This window comes from Actinoplanes sp. NPDC048796, assembly GCF_040650035.1.
Classification (GTDB): Bacteria; Actinomycetota; Actinomycetes; order Mycobacteriales; family Micromonosporaceae; genus Actinoplanes.
On record NZ_JBEZGO010000004.1, the window covers coordinates 126,727 to 149,641 of the forward strand.

Consider the following 22,915-nt stretch of genomic DNA (forward strand, 5'->3'; position numbering starts at 1 on the left):
AGCGGTTGACACGCCGGTTCGGCGGCGCAAACGTCATCTGACGGGCATGGGCTGTCCACGACGGAGGCCATGATGACTGACCTCGGTGCCGCGACGGGCGCGCTTGATTTTTCGCCGTACATCGCCGACCGGACCCGGGATTTCACCGGACGCGAGTGGGTTTTTTCCGAGGTCGACACGTGGCTGTCCGATGACCGGCTGCCGCCGAGGATGATCATTATGGGGGAGCCCGGTGTCGGTAAGTCGGCCATCGCCGCCCGGCTGACCCAGCTCGCCGACGTGGCCGCCAGCCACTTCTGCATCGCGAGAAGTGTGAGCACCATCGATCCGTCGTCATTTTCGCGGTCCATCTCTCAGCAACTCTGCCGCATCGACGGTTTCGCTCGAAAGATTTTGAACGACGGCAATGTCAGTGTCGCCGTCACTCAGAATGTGTACGGCAGCTACAGCACTGCCGTGGGCGCCACCATCAACAACCTTGTGATCAACTCGCCGTCCGGATCGGTGGCCTTCGTGCACACGGTGCTGGAGCCTCTGCGGTCGCTGTTCGCCGAGGGTTTCGATCAGCGGGTTCTGCTGGTGGTCGACGGCCTGGACGAAGCGATGCGGCATCAGGGCCCGGAAACGATCGTCGACCTGCTGGCCAACTCCGGCGAGCTTCCCGCGAAGGTGCGCCTCGTTCTCACCTCGCGTCCCGACCGCGCGGTATGGCGGCAGTTCGAGGCGCAGCGCGTCCCGTACTTCCGGGTCGACGCCGACCGCCCGGAGAATCTCGCCGACATCCGCGACTACGTTCGCGCTCAGATACGGACGTCACGTCCTCTTCGCGACCGGGTGGCCGAGCAGGATCCGGACACCGAGGAATTCGTCAGCCGTCTGTTCGGTGCGAGCGGGGGCAATTTTCTCTATGTCGTCTGGCTCTTGCCCTCGATCGCCGCTGGGACACAGCGTTTCGACACGACGGCCGCGTTGCCCCGGGGCATAGTCAGCGTGTACCGGGAATTTCTGCGCAACCGGAAGACCGGGAACGACACTGTATGGCGAACAACGTACGCACCGATCCTGCGCGCGCTGGTGGTCGCTCAGGAATCGCTGGACCGGGACCTGCTGGCGCGGCTCACCGGCCTCGGCCGGGAGGACACCTGGTACGGGGTTCAGGACCTGTACCAGTTCATGGATCCGGCCGAAGCGGACTCCGGGCGCTACTTCCTCTATCATCAATCGATCTCGGATTGGCTCGTCGAGCAAAGCCGTGCTCAGGATTTCTGGATCGATCGCGATGCGGCGCACCAACGAGTGGTGGATCACTATCGGGGGCCGGCGACATCCTGGGCGGCGGTCGACTGGCGTCAGGTCGACGACTACGGCGTATGCCATCTGGCCAAGCATCTTTTCGCGCTCCGATCCGCCGGTGCCCGCACCCAGCTGTACGACCTGATCTGCCAGCCGTACATGCGGGAGAAGTACCGCCGTTCCCTGTCGCATCGCGCGTTCGCCGACGACGTGGAGTTGATGATCCGCGCGGCCGGGCAGAGCGAGCCGGTCGAATGGGCCCCGCTGGTGCGCGGCTGCCTGCTCTACAGCAGCCTCGGCCTCGTCTCGTCGAAGATCACTCCGCGGGCGCTCGGATTGCTGGCCCGGATCGAGAACGCCGGCACCGCGCGTGACTACGCGGCCCTGATCCCGCACCCGAGGCACCGGTGTGACGCCTACCTGGAGATCGGCGGAGCCCTGCTGAACGAACGGCAACCGGGCGCCGCTCGGGAAGCGGCCGAACAAGCGGCCGCCGTCGCCTCCGGGCTCCCCGACGACGGTGCCCGATGGGAGGAGCTGGCCCGGGCGGCGGAACTGATGGCGCGGGCCGGCGACAGGCCGCGGGCGATGCGGATCATCGACGGTCTCCTGGCGGACCGGCTCGGGGTGCAAGCGCGCGCGGCCGCGGTGTCGGCTCTGGCGGCGGCCGGCGACCTGACCCGCGCGTGGTCCACGGCGCAGCTCCTCGAGTACGGCCAGCGCGCCCGCGCGCTCGGCGACATCATCCGGGCCGCGGTGGCGGAGGGGAATCTCGCGGAAGCGCGGCGGGTGCGTGACGTTCTGCTGGAGGGCGCGGACGCCGCCGACCCGGTCGTCGAGGCATTGGCCGGTCGGGGGCGGCTCGACGACGCCGGCCGCGAGGTCGCGCTGATCGCGAGCGAGCGGAGCCGCGACCTCAGCCGAGTACGAGTGGCGTCGGCTATGGCCGTGGCCGGCGAATATGAGCGTGCGCTGGTGACAGCCGCGGCGACGGTGGATCCCTCGGTCGCGATGGAGGCGTTCTCCGGGGTGGCCATAGCGCGGGCGGAGGCCGGAGAACCGGGCGCGGTGGCCGGCATCCTCGAGCAGGCGACGCCGGAGAGGCCGCGCGCGCTTGAACTCGCCCAGCGGGCCGTCGACGCGGCGGCCGGGACCGACGCCTCGGCCCGGTCACTGATCCACTTCACGGTGGCCGATGTGATGACCATTCTGGACCGGGCCGAGGACACGTCGGCCTTCGTCGGGGCGGCCGTGGCGGACATCGGCGGCATCGAGGACCCCGAGGTCGCGGTGGCGGCCTGGAGTGACGGCGCAGTCCGGCTGGCCGCGTGTCAGCGGCGGGAAGAGGCCGTTCTCGCCGCCCGGGAGGCGGCCCGGGTGATGGCGGAGCTTCCCGACCCGGACGTTCGCCGCGGTCTGCTGGCGACCGTCAGCCGGGCGCTGGACACCGCCGGACTGGCGGATGAAAGCGTGGCGATCGCGGCTCGGATGCGAGAAGAGTCGGCCGCACTGGGCGAGGCCGATCGCGTCGACGCTCTGCTGGACATCGCCTTCGCGCTTCCCGTGCCGGCGGGACGCGAGATCATCACGGCGATCATCAACGAGGTGGCCGGGCTGGTGGCGGAAGAGCCGAGCCGTATGGTCGCGGTGGCCCTCCTTCACCTGCGGACCGGTCCCCGGAGGCCGGCCCTGGAGATTGCCTCGAAAATCCTCGCGAAGACACCCGACGACGCGCGAGCGCTGCTTGAGATAGCCGACCTCGCATCGGAGCTCTTTGACCGCACCGCGGTCACCCGAGTTCTGGAACAGGCGGCGGACGCGGCGCTCCGGACACCGGCCCACGACGGCCGGGCCGCGACCTTCGTGGCTATCGCCGACCGGACATGGAACCTTCAGGATGGCCCATGGACCCCCGAGTGGGTCAGGCGGATCGGCGAGTCCGCGCTCCATGCGGTTCGCGAGATGGCGTCGGACATCGAGGCAGTCGAGCTGATGTGCGACCTGGCGGCCGGCGAACACTCGGCTTCTGAACGGTCACTCAGGTGGCGGGACGACCATGACGAGCAATCGATCGGTGATCGTGCGCTGCGTGCCGCCGCCGACCGTGCCGAGCGATCGACGGACCCGTACGTGCGAGCAGTGTGCTTCTGCCGGCTCGCGGTCACGACGACCGGGACCGGTGACCATCTCGCGGCCAAGAAAGCGGCCGATAGAGCGGCCGAGGCGGCGGCCGAAGCGGCGGATCCGCGGGAGCGGGCGTTCGCCTTCGCCGCCACCGCTGACGGCTACGCCCGGATGGCGGGGTCACGGACGTCGTCGGCGCCGGCCAAGCAGGCCCTTCTGGCCGCGGCGCAGGCGTTCAGCCGCGCCGGGCGGCGTACCGAGTGCATCGAAGCGGCCGGACGTGTGTTGGCGCTCGTCCGGCGATCACCTCCCGTGGAGGCGACGGAGGCGATGACCGCGTTGAGTCTTGCCGGTCGGCGAGAGGACGCGGTGGCGATCGGCTCCGCGTTCGAGCGGTCGCGACGAAACAAGAACCTCGACCTGTTCGCCGTCGTCAAAACGCATCTCGGAATCGACACATCGTGGATCAGGTTCGCGAGCGACGCGATCGAGCGAGCGGCCCGCGGTGTGGCCCGCGCATACGCGGTGGACGAGGCCCGCGAACTGGCCGGCATCCTTCGTGACCCGCTGGAGCGTACGGCCGTGCTGGTCGACATCGTGGACGCGCTGGCCGGCGCCGGTCTCCGGGACGGTGCCAGAGAGCTTCTGTACGACGTTCTCTCCTCCGCGGAAGCCGTGACCGGCGAGCCGCACAAGTGGGACGCCCTGCGCCGGATGGCCACCGCACTCGCGGAGTGCGGGCGGGTGGATGAAGCGTGGACGGTCGTACGGCGGATCGAGGACGCCGATGTCCAGCGGGACACCCTGGTCGACGTGGCCGGAACCGTCGCGGGGATCGACGAGGGAACAGCCGGGGTCTCGCTGCCGGAGGGGATGGGCGGCCTTGAGGATGTCCTCTCCGCGCTCGCTCGGATCGCCGAGGTTCAGGCCGGCGCGGGGCAGACCGCGCGGGCGATCGAGGCCGCCCGCCGGGTGGCCCGCGAAGCCGGTCAGGTTCGGCGACGCGGGCATCGGCTCACGCTTCTGACCGCTGCCGCCACGACGCTCGCCCGCGCGGGCGAAGTGGACCGGTCGGTCGGCCTGACCGAGAAAGTGCGGGCCGAGTTCACGGCGAAGGGCTTCGCCTCCAAGGCGGAGAAGGCGGCGGTCGGCACCGGCTTGGCCACCGTCTTCGCCGTGCTGAACGACAGTCACCGGGTCGCCGAGATCGTCGAAGTCGTTCTGACGACGGCCGACTCGGCCTCGGAGAGGGTCCGCGCCCGGACGCTGCGGGATCTCGCCCAACACCTGAACGGTGTGGGCTCCGAACCCGTACTCGATCAGATCACCGAGCACGCCCGGCGGATCAGGAGCGTCCGGGAACGCGTCATCGCCTTCGGCGGTGTCATCGAGGCGATGGCTGGCGCCGGGCGGGCCGGCGCCGCCCGGGACCTGACGGACCAGGCGATCGCCGTCACGGCGCCGATGAACGAGCTGGACCGGGTGACGGCCGTGGACTCCCTGTCCCGCTCGGCCGTGCGCTCGCAGCAGGCCGGGATCATCGCCGCGGTCGGCGACGTCCTGGTCCGGATGGCGACGGCCCTGCGCGATCAGCCGGCCCGGGTCGCGGCGCTCCGGGCTCAGGTCTGGTTCCTCGAACGGACCGGCCGTCACCACGAATCGATGTCGGTGTTGCGCGAAGCCCTCATGGCCGCGCATCTGGCCGGCCGGGACGAGACGCTGACCGTCCTGGGCTACGGCGCGCTGACGCTGGCGCGCGAGGACCGCGGGACCACCTTGTGGAACATCTACACCACCCTGGAGGAGATGGATTCCTGGTGGCCGGCTCCGGCTGTCGTCAGCCGAGCCGGTTGATGTCGACGCCTTTACTGTCCGAGCTGGCGCGGATGTCCTGCCGGACGGTCAACCGTCCGCTGACCATCTCGGTCACCTTGGCCCCGGTGATGCCGTGGCTCTCGGCGATCGTCTGGAAGACCTGGACCTCGGGGCCTTGCCGGGCGAACAGCGCGGCCAGTTCGTCACGCATCGCCTCGTCCGCCGTGAGCTTCCTGATCAAGCGGGCTTGGATCACCGATTGGTAGAGGTCAGGGTCGTCGGCGAACCGGTCCAGGTCGCCGGCGGCGGGCGGGTCACCGGCGAACCAGGACTTCACTTTTCCGAAGACGGTAGAGGCCTGCGCCTTGGCCGCCTCGCCGACGGCGTCGAGCGCACCCGCGCCGACGCGCCCGGCCACCTGCAACAGAGCCCCCATGATCAACGGCACCAGAGCTTCGAGTCCCATGTTTCACAGGGTCGCGGCGACGGATCGGAGAGTTTGTCAGGCACAGGTCATTCGGCGCGATGAGCGAAGGCCGACGGTGGTGGGTTCGCTCGCCCGTTTAGGCTCGTCGCATCACGTGACGGACGAGGTGGGGCGATGTCGGACCTGGGAAGGTTTGTGTCGGCGCAGAAGGGTGTCTACGACGAGGCCCTGGACGAGATCAAGCGGGGCCGCAAGCGGACGCACTGGATGTGGTTCGTGTTTCCGCAGCTGGCGGGGCTCGGGTCGAGCTCGACGGCCCAGTTCTACGCGATCCGGGATCTGGCCGAGGCTCGGGACTATCTCGCTCACCCGGTGCTCGGGCCCCGGCTGATCGAGATCGCCGAGGCCGTGGTGGCGTCGCCCGCGGCGACCGCCGATCAGCTCTTCGGCTATCCGGACAACCTCAAGGCGCGGTCGTCCATGACGCTCTTCAAGCGCGCGGCGCCCGACCAGACCGTCTTCACCGCTGTTCTCGACAAGTACTACGGCGGTGAGGCTGACCCTCGTACCGAGGAATTGCTTGCCTGACGGGTGTCGGATCCCGGCCGCGGCGTTCGTTGCACAGGTGACCGAGGGAGATGACCGTGCAGTATCTGGTTTCTGTGATCGACGACAAGAGCAACTCCGGCACCGACGACGAGATGGCCGCCATCCACGTGTTCAACGAAGGGCTTCAGGCCCGGGGGCACTGGGTCTTCGCGGGCGGGCTGGCCGCGCCCGGCACCGCCACCGTGATCGACAACCGGGATGGGCTCGGGCTGGTCACCGACGGGCCGTTCGTGGAGACCAAGGAGTACATGGCCGGGTTCTGGGTGATGGAGGCGGACGACCTCGACGTGGCCTTGAAGCTGGCCGCCGAGGGGTCGTGGGCCTGCCACCGCCGGGTCGAGGTGCGGCCGTTCCTGTGAACGCCGTCGTGCGGGCCTACCGTGCGGAGTGGTCCCGGATCGTCGCCGCGCTGACCAGGCGCTTCGGTGACCTCGACGTCGCCGAGGAGGCGGCCGCCGAAGCTTTCGCCACGGCCGTCGAGCGGTGGCCGGCCGACGGGGTGCCGCCGAACCCGGGGGCGTGGCTGACCACGACGGCCAGCCGCAAGGCGGTCGACCGGCTGCGGCGCGAGGGTAAACGCGACGGCAAAGAGCGGGAGGCTCGGGTGCTGTACGACGGTGGGCCGCCCGAGCCGGTCGGCGCCGTCGAGGACGAGCGGCTGCGGCTCATCTTCACCTGCTGCCATCCGGCGCTCGCCATGGACACCCGGGTGGCGCTGACTCTGCGCATGGTGGGCGGGCTGACCGTGCCCGAGATCGCCCGGGCCTTCCTGGTGGGGGAGGGCGCCATGGGGCAGCGGATCACCAGGGCCAAAACCAAGATCAAGGCAGCCCGGATTCCGTACGCGGTTCCGGCGGCCGAGGATCTCCCGGGGCGCCTGTCCGGCGTACTCGCCGTGCTTTTTCTGATCTTCAACGAGGGTTACCTGGCCACGGGGGCCGATTCCGATCCCGTACGGCGAGAGCTGACCGCCGACGCGATCCGGCTGACCCGGCTGGTGCGGGGTCTGATGACCGGGGACGGCGAGGTGGCCGGGCTGCTCGCGCTGATGCTGCTCATCGAGGCGCGGCGGCCGGCCCGGGTCGCCGCCGGCGGTGAGCTGATCCCGCTGGACGAGCAGGACCGGTCGGCCTGGGACACCGCCCTGATCGACGAGGGGCACCGGCTGGTGCGGGAACGCCTGGCCACGGGGGAGGCGCCCGGCCGCTATCAGATCCTGGCCGCGATCAACGCCGTGCACACCGACGCCCGGGACTTCCGGGACACCGACTGGTCGCAGATCGTCGCCCTCTACGACCAGCTGGTCCGCCTCGACGCGTCGCCGGTCGCCGCCCTGAACCGGGCGGTCGCGGTGGCCGAGCTCGACGGCCCGGAGGTGGCCCTGGCCGCCGTCGACCGCCTCGGCGACCGGCTGGACGGCTACCACGCCTTCCACGCGACCCGCGCCGGCCTGCTGCGGCGCCTGGGCCGCGGCCGGGCGGCCCGTACGGCGTACGACCGGGCGATCGAACTGGCCGGCAACACCGCCGAGATGGCCTTTCTGACCCGCCGGCGCGACCAGCTGGGTTAGGACGCGGGCGGCGGAGCCGTGCTGTCGCGGGCGACCAGGCGGGTCGGCACGAGGGTGCGGCCGGGCGGGGACGACTGGCCGCGGATCTGGTGCAGCAGGCGGTCGACGCAGCGGCGGCCCATCTCGGCGAAGTCCTGGTGGATGGTGGTGAGCGGGGGCAGGTAGGAGACCGCGTCGGGGATGTCGTCGAAGCCGACCACGCTGACGTCCTCGGGGACCCGCCGGCCCCGCTCGTGCAGGGCCCGCAGCACGCCCAGGGCCATCTGGTCGTTGGCCGTGAAGACCGCCGTGCACGTCGGGTCGGCGGCGATCTCGAGGCCGGCCCGGTATCCGGACTCGGCCGACCAGTCGCCCTGGAGCATGGGCGGGACCGGGCGCCCGGCCTCGGTGAGCACGTCGCGCCAGGCCTGGGCCCGGCGGCCGGCCGAGAACGAGTCGGCCGGGCCGCTGACGTGCCGGACCGTCTCGTGGCCGAGCTCGAGCAGGTGGCTGACGGCTTGGCGGGCGCCGTCGGCCTGGTCGGTGTCGACCACCGGGTAGCGGTCACTGGCGTCCGAGTCGACCACGACCACCTGGGCGCCCGGGGGCAGCTCGAGGGCGACCGCGTCGAGCAGGTGGACCTCCATGATGACGATGACGCCGTCGACCGCGAGCTCGCCGAGGCGGGTGAAGGCGCCGAGCACGCCGTCCTGGGTGGGGCTGGCCACCGGGATCAGCGTTATCGCATATCCCTGCTCGGCCGCGTGATTGGCGATAGCCTCGACCGTGCGGCTGTTACCGGTGGTGGCCAGGGTGAACAGGATGACGCCGATGGTGCGGAACTCGCCGCGTTTGAGGGCGCGCGCGGCGCTGTTGGGCCGGTAGCCCAGCTCCTTCATCGCGTCGAGGACCTGCTGTCGCGTCGCGTCGACGACACCGGGGTGCCCGTTCGAGACGCGCGACACTGTCTGGGAGGACACGCCGGCCAGCCGGGCCACATCCGCCATGGAAACTCGCCGAACACTGCTTGACGACGATCGCACGCGGTGACACTATCGCACTCACGATGTTTACGTAAACATCGAACATTCGAAAACAAGAAGAAACATCGAACGACATCGGTGCATGATGTTTACGTAAACATCATCGCATCACTGAGAGGGTGACCATGGCGGTCCTCCAGCCGGCGGTGGCACGCCGGCGCCGCTCCTGGCGAGGCTGGCAGTTCGTCGGCCCGTTCATGCTGATCTTCGCGCTGGTCTTCCTGGCGCCGATCGTGTACTCGATCTACCTGAGCCTGTATCGCAACCAGCTTATCGGCGGCAACTCGTTCGTGGGCCTGGACAACTACACCCGGCTGTTCTCCGACAGCCAGTTCTGGGAGTCGTTCGGCCGGGTCGCGATCTTCCTGGTCGTCCAGGTGCCGATCATGCTGATCCTGGCCCTGATCGTGGCTCTGGCCATCGACAGCGGGCGGCTGTACGGCAAGGCGTTCTTCCGGGTCTCGATCTTCCTGCCGTACGCGGTGCCGGCGGTGGTCGCGACGCTGATGTGGGGCTTCATCTACGGCGATCAGTTCGGTCTCGTCGGCAACATCAATGACGCGTTCGACATCTCGTTGCCGAACCCGCTGTCCCCCCACCTCGCGCTCGCGTCCATCGGCAACATCGTGACGTGGGAGTTCATCGGCTACAACATGCTGATCTTCTACTCGGCGCTGCGGGTCATCCCGGGCTCCCTGTACGAGTCGGCGTCGCTCGACGGCGCCGGCCAGTTCCGGATCATCCGGTCGATCAAGCTGCCGGCGATCCGGGGCGCGCTGTCGATCGCGACGATCTTCTCGATCATCGGCAGCTTCCAGCTGTTCACCGAGCCGGTCATCCTGCAGCCGCTCGCGCCGAACGCGATCACCACGTACTTCACCCCGAACCTGTACGCCTACCAGCTGTCCTTCTCGGGTCAGCAGTACAACTACGCCGCCACGGTCGCGATCATCATGGGCATCATCACCATGGTCATCGCCTACGTCGTGCAGCTGCGCGGAAACCGGGAGAGCTGATGACGACCTCGGTGGAAACCCGTTCGGCCAAGCCGCTCACGGTGCGCCCGTCGGCCCGCAAGAAGCGGCGTACCGGCAGCGTGACGCTGACCGTCCTGACCGCGTTGATGGCGCTGTACGCCCTGGTGCCGCTCGCCTGGCTGGTCATCAACTCGACCAAGACCCAGGGCAGCCTGTTCACCTCGTTCGGGCTCTGGTTCGACAGCGACGGCAAGTTCGCGCTCTGGCAGAACATCCATGACACCTTCACCTACAACGACGGCATCTTCCTGCGGTGGTTCGGCAACACCCTGCTGTACGTCGTCGTCGGCGCCGGCGGTGCGACCCTGCTGGCGGCGCTGGCCGGTTACGGCCTGGCGAAGTTCCAGTTCGTCGGCAAGCGCGCGGTCTTCGCGATCGTCCTCGGCGCCGTCGCCGTGCCCGGCACGGCTCTCGCCGTACCCACGTTCCTGCTGTTCAGCAAGATGGGCCTGACCAACACGCCGTGGGCCGTGATCATCCCGTCCCTGATCACGCCGTTCGGCCTGTACCTGATGTGGACCTTCGCGGCCCAGGCCATCCCGGACGAGATGCTCGAGGCGGCCCGGATGGACGGCGCGGGCGAGTTCCGCACCTTCTTCCGCATCAGCGTCCCGCTGCTCGCCCCCGGCATCGTGACCGTGGCCCTGTTCAGCATCGTCGCGACCTGGAACAACTACTTCCTGCCGCTGATCATGCTCAAGGACCCGGACTGGTACCCGCTGACCGTCGGCCTCAACGCGTGGAACGCGCAGTCGACCACCGCCGGCGGCGAGGCCGTCTACAACCTGGTCATCACCGGCTCGCTGCTCACGATTCTGCCGCTCCTGGCGGCCTTCCTCCTGCTTCAGCGCTACTGGCAGTCCGGCTTGTCGGCCGGCTCCGTGAAAGAGTGAAAGGTCCTTACATGTCCAAGCTCCTGAAGATCGGGGCGGTGGCCAGCGCGGCCGTGCTGTCCCTGGGCCTCGCCGCCTGTGGTGGCGGCGACGACGACTCGAGCTCGTCCGGCTCGTCGGCCACCGTCTCCGACGCCGACGTCACCGCGGCGCTCGAGAAGGGCGGCAACCTGACGGTGTGGGCCTGGGAGCCCACCCTGAAGAACGTCGTCACCGAGTTCCAGAAGAAGTACCCGAACGTCAAGATCGACCTGGTGAACGCCGGTACCGGCAACGACCAGTACACCGCCCTGCAGAACGCCGTGGCCGCCGGCAAGGGCATCCCCGACGTCGCGCAGATCGAGTACTACGCGCTGCCGCAGTTCGCCCTGGGCAAGTCGCTGACCGACCTGTCCGGCTTCGGCGCCGAGAACCTCAAGGCCGACTTCGCCACCGGCCCGTGGAACTCGGTCCACTCCAGCGACAAGGCGTACGGCCTGCCCATGGACTCGGGCCCGATGGCGCTGTACTACAACAAGACGGTCTTCGACAAGTACGGCATCAAGGTCCCCACCACCTGGGACGAGTACCTGGACGCGGCCCGCAAGCTGCACAAGGCCGACCCGAAGGCCTACATCACCAACGACACCGGTGACGCGGGCTTCACCACCTCGATGATCTGGCAGGCCGGCGGCAAGCCCTACACCGTCGACGGCACCAACGTCACCATCAACTTCACCGACGAGGGCAGCCAGAAGTTCGTCAAGGTCTGGCAGACCCTGATCAGCGAGAAGCTGCTGGCCCCGATCTCCAGCTGGTCCGACCAGTGGTTCCAGGGCATGCAGAACGACACCATCGCCACCATCGCGACCGGCGCCTGGATGCCGGCCAACTTCGTCTCCAGCGCCCCCGCCGCGTCCGGCAAGTGGCGCGCCGCCGAGATGCCGCAGTGGACCGCCGGCGCCACCGCCTCGGCCGAGAACGGCGGCAGCGCCCTGTCGCTGATGAACAAGGGCCTCAACAACAACCAGGCTTTGGCGTACGGCTTCGTGAAGTTCGCCAACGACGGCGACGGCGTGCAGGTCCGCGTCGACGGTGGCGCCTTCCCGGCCACCACCAAGCAGCTCACCGACCCGAAGTTCCTGGGCACCGAGTTCAAGTACTTCGGCGGCCAGAAGGCCAACGAGATCTTCGCCAAGTCGTCGCAGAACGTGGTCAGCGGCTGGACCTACCTGCCGTTCCAGGTCTACTCGAACAGCATCTTCAACGACACCGCCGGCAAGGCGTACGTCTCCAGCACCACGCTGGCCGACGGCCTCAAGGCGTGGCAGGACCAGTCCGCGAAGTACGGCAACGAGCAGGGCTTCACCGTTAAATGAGTGACTCAGTGACACCCCGTTGGCTGCGGACGGACTCGCGTATCGAGTACGGCGCGGACTACAACCCGGAGCAGTGGCCGAGGGAAGTGTGGGACGACGACGTCCGCGCCATGCGCGAAGCCGGCGTCACCATCGTCTCCCTCGCCATCTTCTCGTGGGCCCGGATCGAACCGGCCGACGGCCGGTACGACTTCGCCTGGCTCGACGAGGTGATGGACCTGCTCCACGCCAACGGGATCTCGGTCGACCTGGCCACGGCGACGGCCTCACCGCCGCCGTGGCTGACCACCGCACACCCGGAGATCCTGCCCGTCAACCACGAGGGGCAGATCCTCTGGCAGGGTGGCCGCCAGCACTGGCGGCCCACCTCGCCGGTCTTCCGGGAGTACGCGCTGCGCCTGGTCCGCACCATGGCGCAGCGGTACGCCGACCACCCCGCGCTGGTCGCCTGGCACGTCTCGAACGAGCTCGGCTGCCACAACATCTACGACTACTCCGACGACGCGGCCCAGGCCTTCCGGGTCTGGCTGCGCAACCGGTACGGAACGGTCGAGGCGCTGAACGAGGCGTGGGGCACGGCCTTCTGGGCGCAGCGCTACGGCGAGTGGGACGAGATCCTGCCGCCGCGGCTGGCCGCGTCCTTCCCGAACCCGACCCAGCAGTTCGACTTCAAGCGGTTCTCCTCGGACGTGCTCAAGGACTACCTGCGGGCCGAACGGGAGATCCTGCGCGAGCTCACCCCCGACGTCCCGGTCACCACCAACTTCATGGTGATGGGCGAGACCAAGGGCATGAACTACGCCGACTGGGCGGCCGAGGTCGACTTCGTCTCGAACGACCACTACCGGCTGCCCGGCGCGCAGAGCCTCGACGAGTTGTCGTTCTCGGCCAACCTGACCGGCAACCTGGCCGGCGGCCGGCCGTGGTTCCTGATGGAGCACTCGACCAGCGCGGTCAACTGGCAGCCGGTCAACCTGGCCAAGCGGCCGGGCGAGCTGTCCCGCGACGCGCTGACCCATGTGGCGCACGGCGCCGACGCGGTCTGCTACTTCCAGTGGCGGCAGTCGCGGGCGGGCGCCGAGAAGTACCACTCGGGGATGGTGCCGCACGCCGGCACGGACAGCCAGCTGTTCCGTGACGTAGTGGCCCTGGGGTCGCGCCTGCGCGAGCTGTCGTACGTGCAGGGCAAGCGCCGCACGCCGGCCAAGGCGGCGATCCTGTTCGACTGGGAGTCCTGGTGGGCCTCCGAGCAGGACTCGCACCCGACCGAGCTGCTGAAGTACAAGCAGGAGGCGCTGGACTGGTACACGACGTTCCTGGACCTCGGCGTCCGGGTCGACGTGCTGCCGGCCTCGGCCTCGTTCGACGGCTACGACCTGGTCGTGGCGCCGATCCTGCACGTGATGCCGTCGTCGCTGGCGTCTCGTCTCACGTCTTTCGTGGAGGGCGGCGGCCACCTGGTGGCGACGTACTTCTCGGGCATCGTCGACGAGAACGACCACATCTGGCTCGGTGGCTACCCGGGCCCGCTGCGTGACCTGCTGGGCGTGCGCATCGAGGAGTTCGCGCCGCTGCTGGAGGGCGACACGGTGGCGCTCTCGGACGGTCTCGAGGGCACGCTGTGGAGCGACCGGATCGACCTGATCGACCCGGCCACCGAGGTGCTGGCCACGTACAAGACCGGCGACTACGCCGGGCGCCCGGCGGTCACCCGCCGCGCGGCCGGTGCCGGCTCGGCCTCGTACGTCTCGACCAAGCTGGCCCCGAACGCGCTCGCGCCGCTGCTGAAGGACCTGGCCGGCCGGGCCGGCGTGGTCAGCGAGCTCCCGTCGGAGCTGCGCGGCCGGGTCGAGCTGACGGTTCGCGAGGGTGTCCGCTTCGTCGTCAACCGCACCGACGAGCAGCTGGACATCAGCTCGCTCGGCGGCCCGGAGACGACGCTGGCCGCCCGCGGCGTGGCGGTCCTGCCCGCCTGAGGTTGTGCACGGGAGCATCCCGGAGGCCGGTATCGTCTCCGGGATGCTCCCCGCCGAAGCCGCCGCGATCCAGGAGGCTCTGCGCCCGCGGGTGATCATGCCGCCGCCGGGCTTCGAGGTGCCGCCGACGGTGGTGGGGCTCGACGTCACGTACGCGGACGCGTTCGGCGTCGCGGCGGCGGTGGTCATCGACGTCGCGACCCTGTCGGTGGTCGAGGTCGCGACTGCTTCCGGGCCGGTCTCGTTCCCGTACGTGCCGGGGTTGCTGGCCTTTCGTGAATTGCCCCTGCTGCAGGACGCCCTGGCGCGCCTGTCGGTTTTCCCGCGCCTGCTCGTCTGTGACGGCTACGGTGTGGCCCATCCGCGGCGGTTCGGCCTCGCCAGCCATCTCGGGGTGCTGCTGGACGTGCCGTCGTTCGGCATCGCCAAGACGCCGTACGTCGGCGCCTTCTCCGACATCGCGAACGCGCGCGGCTCGTGGGCGGACATGGTGGACGACGGCGAGGTCGTCGGGCGCGCCGTGCGTACCCAAACCGGGGTGAAGCCTGTCTTCGTCTCCGCCGGCCACCGGATCGCGTTGCCGGACTGCACCTCCCTGGCGGTCCGGTTGAGCGGGCGATACCGCATCCCCGAGCCGACCCGCCAAGCCGACATCCTGTCCCGCCGGGTCCTCGCCGAGTCCTAGGAGGTGGCAGCATGGCGGCCATGGTTGACAGTTCTCTGCGGCGTGTCGATCTCGGTGAGGTGCCGTACGGCGAAGGGCTCCGGCTCATGTCCACGTGGGTCGACGAGCGGCGGGAAGGGCGCGCGCCCGATCGGCTGTTCCTGCTGACCCACCCGCCCGTCATCACGTACGGCAAGCACACCGCGGTCTCGGACCTGCCCGTGGACCCGGGGTTTCCGGTGGTGCCGGTCGACCGGGGCGGGCACGCGACCTATCACGGGCCGGGCCAGCTGGTCGGCTACCTGGTGATGAACCTGCGCGGCGGCGGGCCGGCCGACGTGGTCCGGTGGCTGGAGACGTCGCTGATCGAAGGGCTGGCCTCGCTGGGGTACGAGACGGTTCGGCGCGACACCCCCAAAGGCGCCGACAGCCTGGTCGGGGTCTGGACACCCACCCACGAGAAGCTGGTGTCGATCGGCATGCGCATCCGCGGCGGCATCACGTCGCACGGGTTCGCCCTGAACATCGACCCCGACCTGACGGTCTTCGACCGTTTCACGGCCTGCCGCCTGCCGGACGTCGAGATGACCTCGCTGCGCCGCATCTCGGGCGCCCCGGTGGACGAGGCGGCGGTCCGCGACGCGATAGCCAAGCACCTCGGCGCCGCGTGAACGTCACCGAGATCCGCCGCTTCCCCGTCAAGTCGATGCTCGGCGAGGTCGTCCCGGCCTCGGCGGTGGGCGCCCGCGGCCTCGACGGCGATCGCCTGTGGGCGGTCCGCGACGCCGACGGCAAGTTCGGCAGCGGCAAGAACACCCGCCGATTCCGGCGGATGGAGGGACTCTTCGGCTTGCGGGCGTACGCCTCGACGGCCGCCCCGATCGTCGAAACGCCGGACGGGCGCCGCTTCGCCGCCGACGACCCGGCCGGGCACGCCGCGATCAGCGAGGTGCTGGGCCGCCCGGTCACCGTCACCCCCGAGGCGGCCGTCAAGCACCACGACGAGGGCCCGGTCAGCCTGCTCACCACGGCGTCGCTGCGGATGGTGGCCGCCCTGACCGGCGACCCGGCCGAGGCGCTGCGCTTCCGGGCCAACCTCCTGATCTCCGCACCGGTCCTCGAGGACGACTGGCCGGGCCGCCTGCTGCGCGTGGGCCCGGCAACGGTACTGCGGGTGATCCGCCCGCCCACCCGCTGCGTAATGATCGACATGGCCCAGGAATCCGCCCGCCCCCGCAACGACCTCCTCAAGACGCTGGCCGCCCACCACGACATGACACTGGGCGTGGTCGCCGAGGTCGTCACCCCCGGCCCGGTCACCGTCGGCGACGCGTGCGCATGGACCTGACCGCGGCCCGCGCCGAATTCGAGTACGACGCCGTCAAGAAGGACCCCCGCGTCGCGTACGCCCTGTGGTGCGTGACGGGCCTGTTCGGCGGTCACCGCTTCTACCTGGGCGACACGGCCCGCTCGGTGGCGATGCTGTTCACCCTGGGCGGCCTGGGCGTCTGGACCCTGCTCGACGCCTTCGTCCTGGGCCGCCGGGTCCGCACCGTCAACCGTGCCCGCCGGGCCACCATCATGGCCCGCCCCGGCCTCGTGGAAGTCACGGCATGAGCGCCCAGCCGACGTGGCTGCGGGCCGAGAGCTCGTATCGGGCCTACGTACGCGGCCTCCGCTACGGCGTTCTCGGTTTCCTCCTCGCCGTGGCATCCGGCCTTCTGGGCCGCTCCGGCCTCGTCGCCCATGGGCTGCCGGTGGCCGGAGTCGCGGCGGGTTTCCTGCTGGCGTTCGGCTCCGTCGTCAGCGGCGTGGTCGGCTGGTTGCTGGTGCCCGACAAGAACCGAGCGAACGTCCACCAGGCCGCCCTCTTGCGCATGATCGCGCACGACATGATCCGCGGCCTGCCCGCGAAGGGCGCTTCGGGCTGGCGGTGACAATCGTCTGATGGGTGTCGATCTCGAAGTCAGCCGTGTGGTGCCGTCGCTTTACGCGACGCGATTTCCTCTTTTGGAAGCTGAGGTCGTCGCGTATGTCGAGCGGGCGCCCGGCATGAGCATGGTTCCGCGGATCACGCCGGGGATCGACTTTCGGCTCCTGGACGTGGCCGGTGGCTGGTGGACCCGGTACGAGCGCGGGCTGGTGGCCGTGAAGAACCCGGACGACGACATGGTTCGGCGGATGGCGGCGATGGCGACCGCGCTGGGCGCGTGGCTGAGTTTCGAGTCGGTTCAGATCCTCACCGTGGACGGGGACCGCATCGCCGCGAGGGACATTGTCGCGGCCGATCTGCCCTATCCGCGCTACTACCTGACGCGGAAGGTGCCGATCTCGGCCGCCGAGTGGGACCGTGTGGTCGCGGAGCAGGGCGACTTCGCGTGGGAGACGCGGATCGAGGCGCGTGTGCCGGACGGGCGGCGCTGGATCGCGTGCCCGCCCGTCGCGTGCTGGACGGGGCACCCGTCCGGTGAGCTCGTTCCGTTTCACCTTGACGACGTCAGTGACGGCAGCGTCGATGTGGGGGAACCGGACGAGCTCACCCTGGAGCGCATGCGGGCTCTCGCGGCCGTGCTCGGCGCGTGGGTCAGTGACGACTCCGGAAAGCGTGTCTGAGAACGTACGCGGCTACGCCCGTGCCGATTCTGGCGCCCTGGACGTCGGCCGAGCGGAAGTGGACGCCGCCCCAGGTCCGGGCCTCGATGACCTCGTTCAGGGCGCTGGAGAAGCTGGTGAACGAGCGGGTGGTGCCCGCGTCGGCGCTGTAGGCGCTGAACGGGATGTCGTCGCGGCCGAAGAAGGCGCGCATCGTGGCCATGATGGTGGAGGTCGAGCAGGTGTGGCCTGAGGTGTAGTCGGGGAACGGCGGCGTCACCAGCAACGGCGTCCATGATGGATCGGCGGTGGTGTGCGGGTTGCCGTCCGAGGCGGCCTCCCGGACCGCGGTGATCGGGCGCCAGAAGTTCCAGTGTTTCTTCTCGTTGAAGCAGGCGATCAGGGAGTCGGCGTTGGCGATCTCCGTGATCGCGAAGAAGCGGGCCGCCTGCAACGTGTTCAGGTGCTGGCGGGTGGCGACCTGGCGTTTGATCTCCCATTCGGTGAGGCGACGGTCGTGCCACCAGATCGCGGCTTCGGTCTGGTCAGCGGTACGGATCGTGCTGGTGGCGCCGCCGATCGCCTTCACCTCGTTGAGGTCGGCGGCGTAGCGGGCGGTGGTCAGCGGGGGCGGTCCGGCCGTACGGAATCGGGTGTTGCTGTCGATCACGAACGGTTTCATGTCGCCGACCCACCCGCCGTCGGCGGCCAGTGCCGGCGGGGTCGGGCGCCACTGGCCCGGTTCGGTCGAGATGTTCCAGGTGGCCGGCTCGAAGGCGCCGTCGCCGCGGCGGGCGGTGAGCATGGCGTCGGCGGTGCGGGCGCCGACGGCGATGCCGGCCGCCTTGGAACGGCCGGCGGGGATCGCGGCCAGGGCGGTGTCGTACTGCTCGCGGAGCGCGTCGCTCTGGGCGGGAAAGAGATCGAGCAGGACCGTGTACGCGGCGGAGGCGACCGCCGCGTCGGCCGAGTCGGTGCGGTGGGCGCGCGGGGCCATCAGGTACGGCTCGTAGGGGGTGCCGGCGATGGCGTTCACGGCGTCGTAGATGGCACCGTGCACCATGGCGAAACTGCGCGGGGCCACGTACGGGGCCTGGCGGGCCACCTCGTAGATGGCGGTCTGCGCGTGCGCGTTCCAGGTGACGACGGCGTTCTCGCGCGGCGGGGCGGCGGTAGGGGTGACGGCGGCAGCGGGTGTGAGCGTCAGCGTCAGCAATCCGGCGACGATCGGTGAGAGAACCATGAACTCACGATCGTCGATATAGGACGGCAAAGAAAAAGGCGAGAAGTAAAAAGCACTTCTCGCCACTTCCAACATATAGCACATAGGGGGTCTTGCGGCAAGAGCCGGTTAGTGCCGCAGAATGGCCGAATTGTCGGCGATTATCGGGGGACTTTCTATGCGCGCATTCGATCTGCCGGCCAATCTGGCGGCCAAGGCCGACCCGGCCCTGATCGCCGAGGACGACAAGCACTTCGCCGTCATCGCGCAGAGCCTGGCCGAGTCGATCGCCGAGCTGACCGCGCGCCTCGAGGTCGAGCGGAAGGCGCCCGCGGGCAAGGGGCGGCAGGCGGTCGACCGGGACGACGCGGTGAAGCGGCTGACCGCCCGGCTGCGCTCGCTGCGCCGCTACAGCCTCGACATCTGCCTCGGCCGGATGGTCGGGTCGGGCGACGGCGAACCGGTGTACATCGGCCGCTTCGGGCTCACCGACAGTCACGGGCGGCGGTTGCTCGTCGACTGGCGGTCGCCCGCGGCCGAGCCGTTCTTCGGCGCCACCCACGCCAACCCGATGGGGCTGGTCAGCCGGCGCCGCTACCGGTGGACGCGCGGGCGGGTCACCGACTACTGGGACGAGGTGTTCACCCCGGACGGCCTCGAGAACAACGCGGCCCTCGACGACCAGTCGGCGTTCGTGGCCAGCCTCGGCACGAACCGGTCGGCCCGGATGCGCGACGTGCTCGGCACCCTCCAGGCCGACCAGGACGCCATCATCCGGGCCGGGTCGCGCGGCGCGCTCGTGGTCGACGGCGGGCCGGGCACGGGCAAGACGGTGGTCGCGTTGCACCGTACGGCTTACCTGCTCTACTCCGATCCGCGGCTGGGCCACCGGCAGGGTGGTGTGCTGTTCGTGGGGCCGCACGAGCCGTACCTCGCGTACGTGTCCGACGTGCTGCCCAGCCTCGGCGAGGAGGACGTGCTGACGTGCACGCTGCGTGACCTCGTACCCCAAGGGGCGCAAGCCGTCCCGGAGAGTGACCCGGATGTGGCCCGGCTGAAAGCCGAGGCCGGCATGGTACGGGCGATCGAGGCGGCGGTGCGCTTCTACGAGGAACCGCCGCGCACCGGCCTGACGGTGACGACCGACGACGCCGAGATCCGGCTCACGGCCGGCGACTGGGCCGAGGCGTTCAGCGCGCCGGGGCCGGGCACGCCGCACAACGAGGGCCGCGATCAGGTGTGGGAGGAATTGCTGGCGATTCTGGTGGCGAAATACGACGGCGACGAGCCGGAGGAATCGCTGCGCCGTTCGCTGGTACGCCATCGCGAGTTGGCGAGCGCGTTCAGCCGGGCCTGGCCGATTCTCGAGGCGGCCGACATCGTGGGCGATCTGTGGTCGGTGCCGGCCTATCTGCGGCACTGTGCGCCGTGGCTCGGCCCGGACGGCGTACGTCAATTGCAGCGGGCCGAACCCCAAGCCTGGACCACCGCCGATCTTCCCCTGCTGGACGCGGCCCGGCAGCGCGTCGGTGATCCGGAGGAATCGCGGCGCCGGCGGCGGCGCGAGGCGGCGGTGGCCGGCCAGCGCGCGCGGATGGACCGGGTGGTCGACGATCTGATCGACTCGGCGCGGTACGACGACGGCGAGGGCCTGATGAAGATGCTGGTCCAACCGGATCTGCGTGACGTGCTGGTCGACGAGTCGGTGCTGCCCGCGGCGGATCCGGATCTGCTGGCCGGGCCGTTCGCGCACATCGTGGTCGACGAGGCCCAGGAGCTGACCGACGCCGAGTGGCAGATGCTGCTGCTGCGGTGCCCGTCGCGCAGCTTCACGATCGTGGGGGACCGGGCCCAGGCGCGCCGCCCGTTCACGGAATCGTGGCGGGAGAGGCTGGCGCGCGTGGGCCTCACTCACGTCGAGCTGGCCTCGCTGACGATCAATTACCGGACGCCGGAGGAGGTCATGGCCGTGGCCGCCCCGGTCATCCGGGCCGCGCTGCCCGACGCGAACGTCCCGGTCTCGATCCGCGCCAGCGGCCTGCCTGTCGTGTACGGCGCCGTCGGCGAACTGGACGGCATTCTGTCCTCGTGGCTCGCGTCCCATGCCGAGGGCGAGGGCGTGGCCTGCGTGATCAGCCGGACGGTGTCCCGGGGCGGCGGCCGAATCACGTGGCTGACGCCCGAGCTGTCCAAGGGCCTGGAGTTCGACCTCGTCGTGCTGATCGACCCCGCCGGCTTCGACGGCGCGGTGGACCGGTACGTCGCGATGACCCGGGCCACGCAGCAGCTCGTGATCCTGGCCTAGGGCCGCAGGTGCTGATCGAAGAAGGCCAGCGGGTACGTCTGCTGGAGCCGCACGGCGCGGGCCGGGTCGTACGTGCCGATCCAGCCGGCCAGGTCCTCGTCGCTCATTGCGGTGAGGCGGGCCAGCTGCGGTAGCAGCCAGACCGCGTCGGAGAGCGAGAGCTCGGTGCCGCCGTCGAGGTGCAGGCGGCGGCGCCAGCCGCGCAGGTGATCCCAGAAGTCGTCGGCGGGGAAGTTCGCGGTCATCATCAGGAACGGGCGGTCGAGGTCGGCCGTGATCGGCGGCTGGCACTCCATCGGGCCGTCCAGGCTGAGGCCGGCCCGTACCCGGCGGTCGCCGATCATGACGAGGGCGGTCGCCGTGCCGCCCTTGGAGAATCCGAACATGCCGACCGGCCCGAACCTGCGGGTTGCTTCCAAGCGGTCGAGCACGAAGGTGATGTCGGCGGCGTGGTCGTACGGGGTGACCGACACGTTGTCGTCGGGCACCCGGAGGCGGCCGCCGGGGAACTCGGTGTAGGCGTCGGTGTGGTCGACCGTGACGACGACGTAGCCGTGGCTGGCCAGCTCCTGCACGATGATCGTGGTCTCGGAGCGGTGACCGTCGGCGCCGTGCGAGAACACGACGACCGGCCGCCGGCCCGGGGTCTTGAGCGCCGGTGCGTTGTACCGCGCGGCCGTCAGCGGGGCCGCGGCGGCGTCGGCCGGAAGGCCGTTGCCGGCGAGCAGGGCGCGCATCGGCGCGTCCGGCATCCACGGCGCCGGCGGGCGGTGCTGGGCCGCCGCCGGGTACCAGACACTGGTCATCAGCTCCCGGCGCCGGGCGCGGTCGACCAGGTGCCGGTCGACCATCCCGATCCGATGGGGTCCCGTCGGCGCGGGCAGGGTGAGGCGGGGGCGCGCGGCCGAGGCGGGGCCGGCGAACTGTGTCGCCACCCCCGTGGCCAGGGCGGTGGTGAGCAGGCGGCGGCGGGTCAGGGCGAGGGTCATCTGTCCTCCGGGGTGGTCTCCACTCGGGCGATGAGTTGCTTCAGGCGGCCGATCTCGTCGGCCAGGGCGGTCGTGCCGGCCGGGGTGAGGGTGATCCAGGTGCGGGCGCGGCGGCCCTCGTACCCCTTCTCGACCTCGATCAGGCCCGCTGTCTCCAACACGGTCAGGTGCTTGGAAAGGTTGCCCGCGGTCAGGTCGAGCTGGTCGCGCAGGTAGCCGAACTCCACGCGGCGGGCCTCGTGCGCGACCGTGAGGATGCCGAGCCGGACCCGCTGGTGCACCACGTCGTCGAGGCCGAGGGAGGGGTGGGCGTTCACTGCCGCCGTCCGGCCCGGGCGAAGCCGGCCGCGCCCAGCAGCAGCACCAGGCCGATGAGGACCTGGGGGAGCGCCATGCCGGCCCGGAGGCTGAAATGTGGTGAGGCGAAGCCGTCGTTCATCGGCAGGATCAGCAGCACCAGGGCCAGGTAGCCGGCGGTGAACGCCAGCAGCGCGAGGTTGCGTTCGAGCCAGACCAGCACGAGCAGCGCCACCCCGATCATGCCCCACGGCATGACCAGCCGGTCCAGCACGAGATACCAGTACGGGAGCGGGCCGTCGGGGTACGGGTGGCTGCGGAAGTAGAGGAAGACCGCCAGCCAGGCGGCGGGGAACACGACGGCCGTGACGGCGCCGGTGATCGCGTACGGCAGCACGCGGGCGCCCACCCCGCGGGCCCGGGCGGCCCGGACGTAGCAGACGGCGATGACCGCGTACGCCAGCAGCATGGCCGCCGGCCAGAAGTAGAGCATGCCGTTGCGGGCGAACTCGCAGCTGCCGTCGGCATGGCAGTCGACCCGCATGCCGAACCAGTCGAACGGGATGGCGAGCAGCGTGGTGGCGCCCAGCACGAGCAGCGCGGCCCAGGTCATGCGCTGGTCGACGCGGACGCGGCGGGACAGCGCGCGCACCTCGGCCAGCATCCGGCGCGGGTCGCCGTCGGCGGAGATCGGGTTCGTCGTCATGCCAATAGGTTTCCAT

21 protein-coding genes are annotated in these 22,915 nt (G+C 70.0%); 15 read left to right on the plus strand and 6 right to left on the minus strand.

The genetic code is table 11. From position 1 onward, the window contains the following. Positions 1 to 72: 72 nt before the first annotated feature. Positions 73 to 5,271 carry a hypothetical protein gene (locus tag AB0C26_RS19180; protein WP_360248599.1) on the plus strand — a complete coding sequence of 1,733 codons (5,199 nt, stop codon included), beginning with the start codon at positions 73 to 75 and terminating at the stop codon, positions 5,269 to 5,271. On the opposite strand, the gene AB0C26_RS19185 is transcribed toward AB0C26_RS19180, so the two are convergent. Beyond that, complete coding sequence (locus AB0C26_RS19185) at positions 5,255 to 5,698, minus strand: hypothetical protein (protein WP_360248602.1); 444 nt, start codon at positions 5,696 to 5,698, stop codon at positions 5,255 to 5,257. The genes AB0C26_RS19180 and AB0C26_RS19185 overlap by 17 nt on opposite strands. Positions 5,699 to 5,833: 135 nt before the next feature. Between AB0C26_RS19185 and AB0C26_RS19190 the strand changes: the two genes are divergently transcribed. Genes AB0C26_RS19190 through AB0C26_RS19200 form a run of 3 tightly spaced genes read left to right on the plus strand, consistent with a single transcriptional unit; the run spans position 5,834 to position 7,838 of the window. Beyond that, on the plus strand, positions 5,834 to 6,247 hold the full coding sequence (locus tag AB0C26_RS19190; RefSeq protein ID WP_360248605.1) for a DUF1810 domain-containing protein: 414 nt from the start codon (positions 5,834 to 5,836) through the stop codon (positions 6,245 to 6,247). A gap of 56 nt (positions 6,248 to 6,303) precedes the next feature. Further along, entirely contained in the window at positions 6,304 to 6,627 is a 324-nt protein-coding gene (locus AB0C26_RS19195; protein WP_360248608.1) for a YciI family protein, read from the plus strand. Continuing rightward, the gene (locus AB0C26_RS19200; RefSeq protein WP_360248611.1) at positions 6,624 to 7,838 is read left to right on the plus strand and encodes a DUF6596 domain-containing protein; all 1,215 of its coding nucleotides are present in this window, start codon (positions 6,624 to 6,626) and stop codon (positions 7,836 to 7,838) included. Before AB0C26_RS19195 ends, AB0C26_RS19200 begins: the two co-directional genes overlap by 4 nt. On the opposite strand, the gene AB0C26_RS19205 is transcribed toward AB0C26_RS19200, so the two are convergent. Then, positions 7,835 to 8,824, minus strand: coding sequence for a LacI family DNA-binding transcriptional regulator (locus tag AB0C26_RS19205; RefSeq protein WP_360248614.1), 990 nt, complete (start codon positions 8,822 to 8,824; stop codon positions 7,835 to 7,837). The two genes, AB0C26_RS19200 and AB0C26_RS19205, sit on opposite strands and share 4 nt — an antisense overlap. Before the next feature lie 161 nt (positions 8,825 to 8,985). Here AB0C26_RS19205 and AB0C26_RS19210 point away from each other — a divergent pair, with 161 nt between their 5' ends. The 10 genes from AB0C26_RS19210 (at position 8,986) to AB0C26_RS19255 (ending at position 17,401) form a co-directional block, all read left to right on the plus strand. After that, positions 8,986 to 9,876: a sugar ABC transporter permease gene (locus AB0C26_RS19210; protein ID WP_360249986.1), complete on the plus strand. Its 891-nt coding sequence runs from the start codon at positions 8,986 to 8,988 to the stop codon at positions 9,874 to 9,876. After that, positions 9,876 to 10,790 (plus strand): carbohydrate ABC transporter permease, encoded by a 915-nt coding sequence (locus tag AB0C26_RS19215; RefSeq protein WP_360248617.1) that lies wholly within the window; start codon positions 9,876 to 9,878, stop codon positions 10,788 to 10,790. The genes AB0C26_RS19210 and AB0C26_RS19215 overlap by 1 nt, the downstream gene beginning before the upstream one ends. 11 nt (positions 10,791 to 10,801) lie before the next feature. Next, positions 10,802 to 12,148 (plus strand): extracellular solute-binding protein, encoded by a 1,347-nt coding sequence (locus tag AB0C26_RS19220; protein ID WP_360248619.1) that lies wholly within the window; start codon positions 10,802 to 10,804, stop codon positions 12,146 to 12,148. Between the two features lie 8 nt (positions 12,149 to 12,156). Then, positions 12,157 to 14,124 (plus strand): beta-galactosidase, encoded by a 1,968-nt coding sequence (locus AB0C26_RS19225; protein ID WP_360248622.1) that lies wholly within the window; start codon positions 12,157 to 12,159, stop codon positions 14,122 to 14,124. Between the two features lie 130 nt (positions 14,125 to 14,254). Further along, positions 14,255 to 14,809 (plus strand): endonuclease V, encoded by a 555-nt coding sequence (locus AB0C26_RS19230; RefSeq protein WP_360249989.1) that lies wholly within the window; start codon positions 14,255 to 14,257, stop codon positions 14,807 to 14,809. Positions 14,810 to 14,829: 20 nt separating this feature from the next. Next, positions 14,830 to 15,459, plus strand: coding sequence for a lipoyl(octanoyl) transferase LipB (lipB, locus tag AB0C26_RS19235; protein ID WP_360248625.1), 630 nt, complete (start codon positions 14,830 to 14,832; stop codon positions 15,457 to 15,459). After that, complete coding sequence (locus AB0C26_RS19240) at positions 15,456 to 16,136, plus strand: MOSC domain-containing protein (RefSeq protein WP_360248628.1); 681 nt, start codon at positions 15,456 to 15,458, stop codon at positions 16,134 to 16,136. The genes lipB and AB0C26_RS19240 overlap by 4 nt, the downstream gene beginning before the upstream one ends. Further along, positions 16,127 to 16,405 (plus strand): TM2 domain-containing protein, encoded by a 279-nt coding sequence (locus tag AB0C26_RS19245; protein ID WP_360249992.1) that lies wholly within the window; start codon positions 16,127 to 16,129, stop codon positions 16,403 to 16,405. The genes AB0C26_RS19240 and AB0C26_RS19245 overlap by 10 nt, the downstream gene beginning before the upstream one ends. After that, positions 16,402 to 16,725 carry a hypothetical protein gene (locus AB0C26_RS19250; protein WP_360248631.1) on the plus strand — a complete coding sequence of 108 codons (324 nt, stop codon included), beginning with the start codon at positions 16,402 to 16,404 and terminating at the stop codon, positions 16,723 to 16,725. Before AB0C26_RS19245 ends, AB0C26_RS19250 begins: the two co-directional genes overlap by 4 nt. A gap of 10 nt (positions 16,726 to 16,735) precedes the next feature. After that, the gene (locus tag AB0C26_RS19255) at positions 16,736 to 17,401 is read left to right on the plus strand and encodes a hypothetical protein (protein ID WP_360248634.1); all 666 of its coding nucleotides are present in this window, start codon (positions 16,736 to 16,738) and stop codon (positions 17,399 to 17,401) included. On the opposite strand, the gene AB0C26_RS19260 is transcribed toward AB0C26_RS19255, so the two are convergent. After that, a complete protein-coding gene (locus AB0C26_RS19260) occupies positions 17,373 to 18,623 on the minus strand; it encodes a vanadium-dependent haloperoxidase (RefSeq protein ID WP_360248637.1) in 1,251 nt (416 codons plus the stop codon). The genes AB0C26_RS19255 and AB0C26_RS19260 overlap by 29 nt on opposite strands. A gap of 157 nt (positions 18,624 to 18,780) precedes the next feature. On the opposite strand from AB0C26_RS19260, the gene helR reads away from it, so the two are divergent. Beyond that, positions 18,781 to 20,907: an RNA polymerase recycling motor ATPase HelR gene (gene helR / locus AB0C26_RS19265; RefSeq protein ID WP_360248640.1), complete on the plus strand. Its 2,127-nt coding sequence runs from the start codon at positions 18,781 to 18,783 to the stop codon at positions 20,905 to 20,907. On the opposite strand, the gene AB0C26_RS19270 is transcribed toward helR, so the two are convergent. Genes AB0C26_RS19270 through AB0C26_RS19280 form a run of 3 tightly spaced genes read right to left on the minus strand, consistent with a single transcriptional unit; the run spans position 20,904 to position 22,899 of the window. After that, entirely contained in the window at positions 20,904 to 21,896 is a 993-nt protein-coding gene (locus AB0C26_RS19270; protein WP_360248643.1) for an acetylhydrolase, read from the minus strand. The two genes, helR and AB0C26_RS19270, sit on opposite strands and share 4 nt — an antisense overlap. Next, entirely contained in the window at positions 21,893 to 22,213 is a 321-nt protein-coding gene (locus AB0C26_RS19275) for a transcriptional regulator (RefSeq protein WP_360248646.1), read from the minus strand. Before AB0C26_RS19275 ends, AB0C26_RS19270 begins: the two co-directional genes overlap by 4 nt. Further along, positions 22,210 to 22,899: a hypothetical protein gene (locus tag AB0C26_RS19280; protein ID WP_360248649.1), complete on the minus strand. Its 690-nt coding sequence runs from the start codon at positions 22,897 to 22,899 to the stop codon at positions 22,210 to 22,212. Before AB0C26_RS19280 ends, AB0C26_RS19275 begins: the two co-directional genes overlap by 4 nt. Positions 22,900 to 22,915 lie beyond the last annotated feature (16 nt).

Excerpts from the sequence above, each read along its gene's own strand:
- AB0C26_RS19180 (WP_360248599.1), top strand. The coding sequence starts at position 73 with ATGACTGACCTCGGTGCCGCGACGGGCGCGCTTGATTTTTCGCCGTAC.
- AB0C26_RS19185 (WP_360248602.1), bottom strand. The coding sequence starts at position 5,698 with ATGGGACTCGAAGCTCTGGTGCCGTTGATCATGGGGGCTCTGTTGCAG.
- AB0C26_RS19190 (WP_360248605.1), top strand. The coding sequence starts at position 5,834 with ATGTCGGACCTGGGAAGGTTTGTGTCGGCGCAGAAGGGTGTCTACGAC.
- AB0C26_RS19205 (WP_360248614.1), bottom strand. The coding sequence starts at position 8,824 with ATGGCGGATGTGGCCCGGCTGGCCGGCGTGTCCTCCCAGACAGTGTCG.
- AB0C26_RS19210 (WP_360249986.1), top strand. The coding sequence starts at position 8,986 with ATGGCGGTCCTCCAGCCGGCGGTGGCACGCCGGCGCCGCTCCTGGCGA.
- AB0C26_RS19215 (WP_360248617.1), top strand. The coding sequence starts at position 9,876 with ATGACGACCTCGGTGGAAACCCGTTCGGCCAAGCCGCTCACGGTGCGC.
- AB0C26_RS19220 (WP_360248619.1), top strand. The coding sequence starts at position 10,802 with ATGTCCAAGCTCCTGAAGATCGGGGCGGTGGCCAGCGCGGCCGTGCTG.
- lipB (WP_360248625.1), top strand. The coding sequence starts at position 14,830 with ATGGTTGACAGTTCTCTGCGGCGTGTCGATCTCGGTGAGGTGCCGTAC.
- AB0C26_RS19245 (WP_360249992.1), top strand. The coding sequence starts at position 16,127 with ATGGACCTGACCGCGGCCCGCGCCGAATTCGAGTACGACGCCGTCAAG.
- AB0C26_RS19250 (WP_360248631.1), top strand. The coding sequence starts at position 16,402 with ATGAGCGCCCAGCCGACGTGGCTGCGGGCCGAGAGCTCGTATCGGGCC.
- AB0C26_RS19255 (WP_360248634.1), top strand. The coding sequence starts at position 16,736 with ATGGGTGTCGATCTCGAAGTCAGCCGTGTGGTGCCGTCGCTTTACGCG.
- AB0C26_RS19260 (WP_360248637.1), bottom strand. The coding sequence starts at position 18,623 with ATGGTTCTCTCACCGATCGTCGCCGGATTGCTGACGCTGACGCTCACA.
- helR (WP_360248640.1), top strand. The coding sequence starts at position 18,781 with ATGCGCGCATTCGATCTGCCGGCCAATCTGGCGGCCAAGGCCGACCCG.
- AB0C26_RS19270 (WP_360248643.1), bottom strand. The coding sequence starts at position 21,896 with ATGACCCTCGCCCTGACCCGCCGCCGCCTGCTCACCACCGCCCTGGCC.
- AB0C26_RS19280 (WP_360248649.1), bottom strand. The coding sequence starts at position 22,899 with ATGACGACGAACCCGATCTCCGCCGACGGCGACCCGCGCCGGATGCTG.